8 protein-coding genes are annotated in these 11,200 nt (G+C 70.6%); 3 read left to right on the top strand and 5 right to left on the bottom strand.

What is annotated here, in order from left to right; translation table 11 throughout:
* Positions 1 to 1,211 (bottom strand): RNA repair transcriptional activator RtcR family protein (locus tag ACIRDX_RS16200; protein ID WP_396626476.1); only part of this gene is annotated, 1,211 nt, incomplete at its 3' end.
* A gap of 198 nt (positions 1,212 to 1,409) precedes the next feature.
* Here ACIRDX_RS16200 and rtcA point away from each other — a divergent pair.
* A complete protein-coding gene (rtcA, locus tag ACIRDX_RS16195) occupies positions 1,410 to 2,459 on the top strand; it encodes an RNA 3'-terminal phosphate cyclase (RefSeq protein ID WP_396626475.1) in 1,050 nt (349 codons plus the stop codon).
* Between the two features lie 36 nt (positions 2,460 to 2,495).
* On the top strand, positions 2,496 to 3,905 hold the full coding sequence (locus ACIRDX_RS16190) for an RtcB family protein (RefSeq protein ID WP_396626474.1): 1,410 nt from the start codon (positions 2,496 to 2,498) through the stop codon (positions 3,903 to 3,905).
* A 118-nt stretch (positions 3,906 to 4,023) separates the two neighbouring features.
* Here the strand turns inward: ACIRDX_RS16190 and ACIRDX_RS16185 are convergent, their stop codons facing one another.
* From ACIRDX_RS16185 to ACIRDX_RS16170, 4 genes are all read right to left on the bottom strand, one after another.
* Entirely contained in the window at positions 4,024 to 6,711 is a 2,688-nt protein-coding gene (locus ACIRDX_RS16185; protein WP_396626473.1) for a bifunctional YncE family protein/alkaline phosphatase family protein, read from the bottom strand.
* A gap of 1 nt (position 6,712) precedes the next feature.
* Complete coding sequence (locus ACIRDX_RS16180) at positions 6,713 to 6,859, bottom strand: hypothetical protein (RefSeq protein WP_396626472.1); 147 nt, start codon at positions 6,857 to 6,859, stop codon at positions 6,713 to 6,715.
* A 43-nt stretch (positions 6,860 to 6,902) separates the two neighbouring features.
* On the bottom strand, positions 6,903 to 9,023 hold the full coding sequence (locus ACIRDX_RS16175) for a TonB-dependent receptor plug domain-containing protein (RefSeq protein WP_396626471.1): 2,121 nt from the start codon (positions 9,021 to 9,023) through the stop codon (positions 6,903 to 6,905).
* Positions 9,024 to 9,269: 246 nt separating this feature from the next.
* On the bottom strand, positions 9,270 to 10,322 hold the full coding sequence (locus ACIRDX_RS16170; RefSeq protein WP_396626470.1) for an alpha/beta fold hydrolase: 1,053 nt from the start codon (positions 10,320 to 10,322) through the stop codon (positions 9,270 to 9,272).
* Positions 10,323 to 10,576: 254 nt separating this feature from the next.
* Between ACIRDX_RS16170 and ACIRDX_RS16165 the strand changes: the two genes are divergently transcribed.
* On the top strand, positions 10,577 to 11,140 hold the full coding sequence (locus tag ACIRDX_RS16165; protein WP_396626469.1) for a dihydrofolate reductase family protein: 564 nt from the start codon (positions 10,577 to 10,579) through the stop codon (positions 11,138 to 11,140).
* The last annotated feature ends 60 nt before the right edge of the window (positions 11,141 to 11,200 follow it).

Here is an 11,200-nt window from a genome sequence, read left to right as displayed (position 1 = left end):
CCCTCGGCGAACTCGAGGAACAGCCGACGGGCCTCGGCGCTGATCGTCACCGCGTCGCCCGTGCGCTGCCGGAACTGATCGAGCTCGTACGCCAGGTTGGGCGCGATGTCCTCCGGGCGCTCTGCGAGACCCGGCATCCGGAACGTCCAGAGGTTGATGCGCGCGAGCAGATCTTCCCGAAAGCGCCCGTCGCGCACGGCCCGGGCCAGATCGCGGTTGGTGCCGGCAATCAACTGGAAGTCGCTGCCCACCTCGCGGTCGCCGCCGAGCGGCAGGAACCGCTTTTCCTCGAGCGCCCGCAGCAGCATCGCCTGCTCGTCGCGACCAAGCTCCCCGATCTCGTCGAGGAACAGCACACCCTGATCGGCAGACCGCAGCAGGCCCGGGCGGTCGTGCGCCGCACCGGTGAACGCGCCGCGGACGTGCCCGAAGAGCGCCGACATCGCCGCATCGCCACGGATGGTCGCGCAGTTGATCTCGACGAACGGCCCCCGCACCAGCCGACGCGCCTTCTTGAGGTCGTAGACGCGGCGCGCCATGCGCGACTTGCCCGCACCCGTCGGCCCGAGCAGCAGCACAGGCGCAGTCGATCGCGTCGCCACGCGATCGAGCTGCGCCACCAGCGCCTCGAACGCCGCGTTGCGCGTGCCTATCCCCGACGTCAGGATGGCGCGCTCGTCGATCGCGTCCCGTGCGAACCGCGACGCGATGCGGTCGTAGCGCGACAGGTCGAGGTCGATCACCTGGTACTCGCCCGGCACGATGCCGCGCGTACGGCGCGGCGGACTCGTCTGCACGAGGCGCCCCGGGATGTGCCGCGACTCGGTCAGCAGGAACAGGCAGATCTGCGCGACGTGCGATCCCGTGGTGATGTGCACGAGGTAGTCCTCGCGATCGGGATCGAACGGGTACGCCCGCGCGAAGTCGTGCAGGCTGGCGTAGACCGACTCGAAGTCCCACGCGTCGCGCGTCGCATCGGCGTGCAGCCGCACCTCGGTCTCCGGCGACACGTGCCCGATGTCGTCGCGCACCGTCGCCGCCAACGCCTCGTACCCCACCGGATACAGCAGCTCGAAGCGCGACACCACGAGGTCCTCGTGCTGGCACAACGAGACGGTCGGACGCCACTGCTCCCACCGCTTCAGCCCGGTGGCGCGATCGAGCGACACGCCGAGCAACCCGATCACGACGACGGGACGGTCATGCGCCATATCGCTAAATCATATCTCACGGGATAATTAAATAGGCCGCTCCGGTCTCTGCCCGTGAGTCGCGAGATGGCAGAGAAGCCCTTTCCGTGCAGATACTTGGCGCGATCACACCGGAATCGCGCAGCCGCTGGCACCGTGGCTGCACTTGGAAGAGGCACGGACCGCGACCTGACGCAGGCCGCGCACGAGGACACGAACATGGCAGGACTTCTGAGCATCGACGGCAGCCAGGGCGAAGGAGGCGGGCAGGTCCTGCGCACCGCGCTGGCGCTCGCGCTCGTGACCGGGCGCCCCTTCCGCATCGAGCGGATTCGCGCCGGTCGCCTGAAGCCAGGGCTACTCCGGCAGCACCTGACCGCGGTGGAGGCGGCGGCGCAGATCGGCAGCGCCGCCGTCTCCGGGGCCGAGCTCGGCTCGCAGGCGCTGACCTTCGAGCCGGGCGATGTACGCGGGGGCGACCTGCGGATCGCGATCGGCACGGCGGGCAGCGCCACGCTGGTGCTGCAGGCGATCCTGCCGGCCCTGCTGCTGGCGCGCACCCCGTCGCGCGTGGTGCTCGAAGGCGGCACGCACAACGCGTACGCGCCGCCGTTCGAGTACTTCGACCTGACGCTGCTGCCGCTGCTCCGTCGCATGGGCGCGCAGGTGGAGGCGCGCCTCGAGCGCCACGGCTTCTACCCCGCAGGCGGCGGCCGCCTCGTGGTCGACATCACGCCGGTAGATGGGCTCGCGCCGCTGACGCTGATGGACCGCGGCCCCGTGCAGATCTCGGCGCGGGCGCTCGTGTCGGCCGTGCCGCTCGATGTGGCCCGCCGCGAGCTGACCGTCGTGCACGAGCAGCTCGGCGTCCCCTTGTCGGCGCTGGAACCGGTCATCGTCGAGGACTCGCCCGGGCCGGGCAACGTGCTGCTGATCACGCTGGCGTCCGACGCGGTCACTGAGGTGGTGACGGGCTTCGGCGACAAGCGCGTGGCGGCGGGCGCGGTGGCAGGGGGCGCCTGCCGGGAGGCCAGGACGTACCTGGCGGCCGACGTGCCGGTCGGCATACACCTGGCCGACCAAATGCTGGTGCCGCTTGCGCTGGCGGGCGGCGGCACCTTCCGGACGCTGGCGCCAACACGGCACACGACGACGAACGCGGCGGTGATCGAGTCGTTCGGCGTGGCCCGGGTGGCGTTCGACGAACAGGGAGACGGCACGTGCACGGTGACAGTCGCGGGAGAGGGACTGTCCACGCGTCAGGTGTGAGTCACGAATGACGCATCAGAGAGTGGGAGCAGTGACATGAAGACGAAGCAGCTGGTGAAGCTCGGCATCCCCGCCGGCCCCTGCACAGAGGAAGCCCAGCGGCTCGTGGCCGCGGGCCTGACGAAGGCCGGCGTCGACGTGGTCGATGCGCTGCGGCGGGTCGCCGACGCGCCGGGTGAATTCCTGCAGGACGAGCGATTCGCGACGCTGGCCGCGGCCATTCTGGCGGAGCGCGAGGCGCACGCGTTCACGCCCCGCGATGCGCCGGCGCCGTACCAGGTCTGGAGCGGCGACCACGACATGGAGCCGCGGGCGCTGGACCAGATGCGCAACGCCTGCAGCCTGCCCGTATCGGTCGCCGGCGCGCTGATGCCCGACGCGCACACCGGGTACGGCCTGCCGATTGGCGGCGTGCTGGCCACCGACAACGCGGTGATCCCGTATGCGGTGGGCGTGGACATCGCCTGCCGCATGAAGCTCACCGTGCTCGACCTGCCGGTCGACTGGCTCGACACGATGCAGGAGCGGCTCGCGGCCGTGCTCACGCGGGAGACCCGGTTCGGCGTGGGCGCGACGCACTCGCGCAAGCAGCAGCACGACGTGCTGGACGCCGACTGGACGGTGTCGCCGATCACGCAGCGGCTGAAGGACAAGGCGTGGGCGCAGCTGGGCACGAGCGGCAGCGGCAACCACTTCGTCGAGTTCGGATCGCTCACGGTGAGCGACCCGTCGGTAGGGCTGCCTGTCGGCCAGTACCTCGCGCTGCTGAGCCACTCGGGGAGCCGGGGGACCGGCGCGGAAGTCGCCGGGCACTACAGCAAGCTCGCGCGGAAGCTGCACCCTGAGCTGCCCACGTCGCTGGCCGAGCTCTCGTGGCTCGGGCTCGACACCGAGGAGGGCCAGGAGTACTGGGCAGCGATGGAGCTGATGGGCCAGTACGCCGCAGCCAACCACGCGGTGATCCACCGGCTGGTGGCACGGGCGCTCGACGTCGAGGTGCGGCTCGACATCGAGAACCACCACAACTTCGCGTGGCGCGAGCGGCACCAGCTGCCCGATGGCACCGAACGCGAGGTGGTGGTCCACCGCAAGGGCGCGACGCCTGCCGGCGAGGGCGTGCTCGGCATCATCCCCGGGTCGATGGCGACGCCGGGGTACGTGGTGCGCGGCAAGGGGTCGGCCGCGTCGCTGCGGTCGGCCGCGCACGGGGCGGGCCGGTGCATGAGCCGCACGGCCGCGCGCGCCACGTGCTCATGGGACGAGGCGAACGCGTTCCTGCGGGACCGTCGGGTCACCCTGCTCTCGGCGGGGCTCGACGAGGTGCCGATGGTCTACAAGGACATCGACGCCGTGATGGCCGCGCAGCAGGACCTCGTGGACGTGCTCGCGCGGTTCGATCCGCGGGTGGTCAGGATGGCCGAGTCGGGAGAGCGGCCCGAAGACTGACGCGGCAGCAAGATCGCCGGAGGCGCGTTGTCGACGCGTCACGGCGAGTGGCTCGACCGCCCGGCGCCAGCAATGTGGGCGTCGGGCGGCAGGGCTACGGCATCGGCCTGGTGGAGGGTCACCGGCGCGGCGGCGCTGGTCTCGAGCGAGCGGCCTCCTCGGCCTCCTCGCGTTCGTCGTCGTCGAGGTCCACGGCCAGGGGCGCGAAGACCGCCTGACGGACGCCCGGGTAGGGCGTGTCCCACCCCCGCACCATGCCCCACGTGATCCGGTTCAGGAGCGCGGTGGGCGCGGCATCCGGCACGTCGAATCGCATGCGCAGCGTCTGCTCGGCCGCGCGACGCGTCGGCCCGCGCATGGCCGACAGGGCCGGCGTCTTGTCGAAGATCGACTGCATCGGTTCGACCGCCGTGTAGGGCGTGACGTCGGCCGTCGTCGTGAAGCTGGCCCGCATGTCCGTCGCGATCAGGTCGAACAGCGACATCGTCGGCAGGCCCAGCATCAACTCGATGGTCTTGACCATGCTCTGCTGGGCGTAGAAGGTCGAGTCGACGTGGCCGCGGCGCGTGTACGGCGAGATGGCCAGCGCGATGGTGCGGTGCCCGTCTACATGGTCCACGCCGCCCTGTGCGTCGTCTTCGACCACGAAGATCGCCATCTTCTTCCAGAACTCCGTCTTCGACAGGCGCTCCACGATCTGACCGAGTGCGAGGTCGTTGTCGGCCAGCATGGCTTTCGCCGTGGAGAAGTCGGGCGTCGCGCCGCGCGTGTGGTCGCTCGGCAGCTGCAGGATCACGAGGTTGGGCATGCGCCCGGACTTCTGCCACCCCTCGAGGTCCTTCAGGAAGATTCGCGCCCGGACGACGTCGGGAATCGACTGCGTGTAGGGCGGGTAGTTGGCGGCGAGCACCTTGTTGAGCGGGGCCAGCGGTGCCGTGACCTTCCAGTCGGCGGTGAAGTCGTCGCCTGCCTTCCACCGCTGCAGCAACCGATCGCGCTGCTGCGCGTCGTCCTCGGGCAGGCGGCCGGCATACTCGCCATAGACGCGTACCGTCTTCCCACGGGCCTGCGCGAGGTCCCACAGGAACCCGGTGTTGGCATAGGCGATGGGGTCGGTGCCGTCGTACGGGTAGCTGCGGCCGACGTACCCGGGCCAGAGCGCGTAGCTCGTCTCGTTGGCCTGGGTCACCCACTGGTGGCCATCGCCGGAGTTGCCCCCCGTCGCGTAGAAGTTGTCGAGCAGCACGAAGTCGGTGGCCAGCCTGTGATGGTTCGGCGTCACGTCCTGGCCGAACATCACCAGCGACGGATCGCCGTTGCCGCGCGGCAGGTCGCCGAACAGCTGATCGTAGGTGCGGTTCTCCTTGATGATGTAGACCACGTGCTCGATCAGCGACGGATCGCCGGCGCGACGCGGCACGGGCAGCGCCTCGGTGGCCTTCGCCGCCGAGGCGAGGGAGGCGCGCGCCGTATCGATGTGGTTGTTCTCGGCGACCGCCGTCGTGTAGCCGTCGAGCGTTGCCTGATCCGGCACGTCGAGCACGTTCACCGTGCCGCGATAGGTGTGCACCTGGCGACGCTGCGGCTGCTCCTGGAACCCTGAGCCGACGCCGAGCAGCGTCGAGATCGCGAGCTTCGATCCCGAGGCGTCGAGCGCCAGGTGGTTCGGGTACCACGCCGTCGGGATGAGGCCGCGAATCTTCTCGGTCTTCACGTCGACGACCGCCACGGCGTTGAGCCCGCCCAGGGCGACGTAGAGCGTCCGCGCGTCGGGCGCGAGCGCGAGAGCCGACGGCGCTACACCCTTCAGCTCGAGGCCGAAGGGCCGCAGGGCCAGCGTGCCCGTCACCGCGGCACGCGCGCTGTCGATGATCGAGATCGTGTCCGTGTTGGCGTTGGCCACGTACAGGCGCCCACCGGGCTCGTCCCACGCCATGGCCACCGGGTGCAGGCCGACATCGACGGAGGCCGTGACCTGCCGCGACTCGAGGTCCACCCGAGCCACGGTGCCTGTGGACGCGATGCCGCGGGCATCGACGACCACCTGATCTGCCGTCGCGGCGAGGCCGGTCGGCAAGGTCGGATCCCCGGTGCGGGGCCACCGGCCGCCCCAGTGACTCACCCACGCCACGCGCCCGTCGGCGCTGATGGCCGAGCCGATCGGGGCGACGCCACCCGTCTTCACGCGACCCAGTTCACGGCCATCCTTCGTGTCGATGATCGACACCGCGTTCTCGAAGACGAGCGGCAGGACAGCGCGCTGCCCGGTCGCCGACACCGAGAGGGCGCCCGCGAGGTGGCGTCCGAGGTCGGCACTGAGCACCGCATGGCGCCGCCCACCCCCTGACGTGGCCGCGTCGGCCGCCGCCCACAGTTGCACGGCCCCACCGGGACGATTGCCCACTCGCGCCGCAGGGGCGACGACGGCCACCAACGGCATCTCGTCGCTCGGGTGCCGGGCGATGCCCTGCAGCGCCGGAATGCCGGAGAACTCCTCGCGGACCTTCACCGCGTTGGCGCGCCAGTCCAGTCGATAGAGCTGCGGCTTGCCGGTCTTGGTCCGACCGGTGAGCACCCAGAGGTCGTCGCCGCGCTGCCCGAACGTGATGCCGAACACACGGCCATCGAACACGCTCTGGATGCCGGCGGGGGTGATCGCCTGTCGCGTGGTGATCACGCCGGGGTCGGTCACGCCCCGGAGCGGCTGCTGCACGGTCTGCGCGTGCGCAGCCGCACTCGCGACGGTGAGGGCGAGGGCGCCGAGCAGCGCGCCTCGTTGGAACGTGAGCGTCATCGATCCTCGCATGTCAGAACGTGAGCCTTGCGGTCCGCTGCATCGTATGCAGGCCGCCGATGGTGGGGGTGATGCGACCGGCGTTGCCGAACGTGGTGGCCGCGGCGGCCGAGCTCGGGTTGGCGAACATGAGTGACGGACCAGGGCAGCGTGGGGGCACCCGGCTCATCGTGGCGAAGGCGGCATCAGCACGGTGACACACGTTAGAACACTCGTACGTGTGCGCCGACCCAGGCCGTGCGCCCGGCGCCGTCGATCCCGGATCCGTGGACTCGATAGGGCTGATCGAAACCGTTCTCGACCGCCGCCAGCAACTCGAGGATGGGCGTGGCGCGCCATCCGGTGCGCAGGGCCAGCGTGTGCCAGGCGGCCGTGCCGTCGCGCGCGATGCGATGGTCGTCGCGATCGCCAGCCGCCAGGCGGTCCTGCCGCGCGGCGCCACGCCAGCGCACCTCCAGCCAGCCACGTGACGTTGCGGGCTGCCAGCGCACGCCGAGCAACCCGTGCAGGGGCGGGATGCGGCGCATGGGCTCGTTGCGGGTCTCGTGCTGCCCGTAGGTCTGGGCGAGCCACGCCTCCAGGGACACCGATGAGGAGAGCGCGATCGTGCTCTCGACCTCCACGCCGCGCACGAAAGCGCGGCCGACATTCTCGCGGACGTACACGGCCTGCCCCTCGTACGTGGGCTCGCCGAGCCAGGTCCCCCGCGACCGTTCGATGAGGTCGCGCAGGCCCATGCGGTAGAGGGCCACCGCACCGGACCAGCGACGGGCGCGCCACTTCGCACCGACCTCGGCGCCGAGCGACGATTCGGGCCGCAGCGTGCGTGTCGGCACCTCCACGCCGAAGTCGAAGCTGCCGAGCGCACTCACGTCGTCGATGTTGGGCGCCCGGAAGCCCTGCCACACGCTTGCGTAGGGATGCAGCGCCGCCGAGGCGGCAATCGACACGCCCCCCTGCGCGACGAGCGCAGACGACGCCATGGTGAAGGCCCCGAACGTCGGGGCCGAGGAGCGCACGGTGTAACTGGCGTATCGCACACCCGACTCGACGTGGACGCGGCCGAACTCGCGCTGCGCCTGCGTGAACGCCGCCGCCGAGCCGGCCTCGGCATCATCGGCGTACAGGCCACGGCGGGGGACGCCGATCCCGGTCCGCGCGTCGGTGTCGACGCGGCCGCTGTCGACCTGCTCGCGTGTCAGGTCGACCCCGCTCACGACGCGCCAGCCGGCCAGGGGCCGCCATGCGAGGTCGAGGCTGCCGCTCCCCACGCGGACCACGTCGCGCTCGACGACCTCGACGAGGCTGCCGATGCGACGGGATCGGCGATCCTCGCGCGTGCGCTGGGCCGCCGCGGTGACGCTGATCCGATCGACCCCGGCCGCGCGGACGTCGTACGTGTACGCAAGCGCGCCCAGCCAGCGTTCCTGGGGGTCGAAGGCCCACGACGCGAAGCCACGCTGCGCGACCTGGTCGAAGCGCCCGACGTCCTCCTGCCGTACGCGCTGGACCGTCAACGTGAGCGCCTGGCGGACCGACGCGTTCCACCGCACCTTCAGGTCCGCGTCCGCCTCGTCGTAGCCCGAGGGCGCACGCACACCGAGATCACCGCCCGCGCGCAGGTCGCCGAAGGCCTTGACCGACACGCCCCCCAGCACGGCCAGCGGGCCAACACCGCCCTCGAACTCGACGCGCGCGGAGCGCTCGGGTACCCCCTGCGCGCCCTTGATCGTGGAACGCACCTCGAAGAACGGAGCCGCGCGCGGCGTTGGCGTGCGGGTGACGATGTGCACGACCCCGCCGAGGGCGTCGGTGCCGTAGAGCACCGAGCCGGCGCCGCGCACCACCTCGATGCGCTCGACCGTCGCGGGATCGATCGTGTTCAGGTACTGGTTCGGGCCGAGGCGGTAGGTGGCGTTGTTGAGGCGGACCCCGTCGACGAGCACGAGCACCTGGTTGCCGACCAGGCCGCGCACGTAGGGTGAGCCGCCACCCTGGTTGGTCTTCTGCACGAAGACGCCGGGGACTTCCATGAGGGCGTCCGGCGTGGACCGCGGGAGCCGCTCGTCGAGCTCGCGGCGCGTCAGCACCGCCACGCTGCCCGGCACGCGGAGGACGTCCCCTTCCTGCCGCTGCGCGGCGACGACGACCTGCTCCTCGTGGCGCGCGACTGGAGAGTCCAGGACGATGTCGCCGGATTGTGCCGTCGGGGCTGGGACTCGCACGGGTGCGCGCCCGGCGACGGTCACCTGAAGGATTCGGGCCTCGCCAGGCACCACGAACGCCCCGTCCGCATCCGTGCGCACCTCCGTCTCGCCCGCCATCACCGATGCGCCTGCGATAGGCCGACCATCCCGGTCCACAAGCCTTCCGCTCGTCAGGGACTGGGCCTGACTGGCCGTACCGGCCATCGCGAGCGTCAGGGCCAGGAGGGCTGCATGCAGCAGCACACGCATCATGTCAGGCTACGGCTGTGGGATGAAGACTCCCCGACACCGCTGTGACATCGTCGTGACGTGCGGGTGCCGGCTCGGGAGTGCGGATGGCGGGTGGTGTCCAGCGCGGCTGCCCTACTGCGCCAGGAGCGCTACCAGGTGCTCCTTCCACACGGCCGCCAGGGTGTGCGTGCCGTGCCCTGCCGTCTTGTCGCTGAGCGGCAACACGATGGCCTTGCCGCGCTTCACGCGCCCGATCTCGCGCTCGAGCACGCCCAGTTCCGGCGGGTTGATGATGTCGTCGGCCGAGTTGATCGCCACCAGCGGCGCGACGATCTTCTCGAGCCCCGGCTTCGGGTCGTAGTCGCGCGACGCCTCGATGGCGTACAGCACGTCGTTGGCGTCGTTGGCCTTGATGTAGGTCGCCACGTATTCGTCGAGCACGCGGTCGGCATCAGCAAGCGTCGGCGCCTGCTTGAGGCGAATCACCGGGTTGCTGCTCATCAGCCACAGCATCTGCGCGACTGTGCGCAACCCGCGCGGCTGGCTCGCATAGTCGCCGCCCTTCCACTCCGGGTCCGTTCGGATCGCGTCGATGGCCACGCGCCGCCACGCACGATTGCGCGCCGAGATCTGGTCGGGCAGGCTCGCGAGCGGCATCAGGGCGTCCATCGCATCGGCGTAACGCTGCCCCCAGAGCCACGTGTGCATGCCGCCCATCGAGGTGCCCATCACGAGCCGCAGCCGGCCGGCGCCGAGTCCTTCGGTCATCAGCCGGTACTGCGCGCGCACCATGTCGCCGTAACCGTAGCGCGGGAACTTCGCGCGCAGGCCATCGCTCGGCTTGCTCGACTTGCCATGGCCGATCGCGTCCGGCATCACCACGTAGAACTTCGCCGCGTCCAGCGGCTGGCCCGGCCCGAACAACTCACCCGCGAACGTCGGTCCCACGAACTGCCCGCCGGTGCCGCCGGTACCGTGCATCACGATGACCGCGTTGCGCACCTTCCCGGCCGCGTCGCGCTGCGGCGTGCCCACGGTGCGGTAGTGCAGCCGCAGTTCCGGCAGCACCTCACCGGAATCGAAGCGGAAGTCGCGGATGGCGAAGTCGCCTTCGGTGACGACCGGCGCCTGCGCAGACGCGACGCGAACCAGCAGCAACAGGACCAGCAGGGTACGGACGAGCATGCGGGATGGTACACAGCAGGGAATTCGGAATTCAAAGTTCAGAATGAAGCGCGGGGCGAACACCGCCACTCAGCCGGGTACCGGGTACCGGGTACGGGGTACGGGGTACCGCAGTGCCAGGGTCAGAGGCAAAGCAGACAGGCTACGGCCTGCAGGCTATAGGCCACCTGACGTGCGGGCAGCCTGCAGCCAGTGGCCCGTGGCCGTGCTCTGATGAGCGACCTCGACGCGGCAAGCGCCGTACACTTTCCCGCATGGCTGCGACACCGACACGACGCGTCGTCTATCAGGTGGCCTCGAGCCTCGACGGGTTCATCGCGACCGAGGACGGCGGCTACGACTGGATCCCGAACGACCCGGACGTGGACATGGCCGCGTTCGTGGCGCGCTTCGACACGCTGGTCATGGGGCGGCTGACGTACGAGGTGATGCTCGCGCAGGAGGGAGGCGTGACCGAGGCCGGCATCATCGGCAGGCCCGCCGTCGTCTTCTCGCGCACGCTCGATCCGGCGGCGCACCCGCACGTGACGGTCACGGCCGACGACCCGGCGGCCGTGGTTGCGCGACTGAAGCAGGAGCCGGGTGGCGACATCTGGCTCTTCGGCGGCGGGTCGCTGTTCCGTCAGCTCGTCGACGCGGGCCAGGTGGATGTCGTCGAGATCGCCGTCATCCCGATGCTGCTCGGGTCGGGCATCCCGCTCCTGCCGAAGGGCGCGCGCGTGCCGCTGGTGCTGCGCAGCCAGCGACTCTTCGACCGCGTGGGCACGGTGATGCTGGAGTACGACGTGGTGCGTCCCGAGCGCATCGACGGCCTCTGATCAGCGCTTCTTCGCGGCCCGCCGCTGCAGGGGCCTGGCCACGATGGGGACATATGATGC

It is taken from the genome of Luteitalea sp. (assembly GCF_044337415.1).
Lineage (GTDB): Bacteria > Acidobacteriota > Vicinamibacteria > Vicinamibacterales > Vicinamibacteraceae > Luteitalea.
The sequence above is the reverse complement of the archived record's forward strand: the minus strand, read 5'-3'. Positions and strand labels throughout refer to the sequence as shown.

Coding starts and splice junctions, on each gene's coding strand:
- ACIRDX_RS16175 (WP_396626471.1), bottom strand. CDS start 9,023: ATGGCGGGCGAGACGGAGGTGCGCACGGATGCGGACGGGGCGTTCGTG.
- rtcA (WP_396626475.1), top strand. CDS start 1,410: ATGGCAGGACTTCTGAGCATCGACGGCAGCCAGGGCGAAGGAGGCGGG.
- ACIRDX_RS16190 (WP_396626474.1), top strand. CDS start 2,496: ATGAAGACGAAGCAGCTGGTGAAGCTCGGCATCCCCGCCGGCCCCTGC.
- ACIRDX_RS16165 (WP_396626469.1), top strand. CDS start 10,577: ATGGCTGCGACACCGACACGACGCGTCGTCTATCAGGTGGCCTCGAGC.
- ACIRDX_RS16170 (WP_396626470.1), bottom strand. CDS start 10,322: ATGCTCGTCCGTACCCTGCTGGTCCTGTTGCTGCTGGTTCGCGTCGCG.
- ACIRDX_RS16185 (WP_396626473.1), bottom strand. CDS start 6,711: ATGCGAGGATCGATGACGCTCACGTTCCAACGAGGCGCGCTGCTCGGC.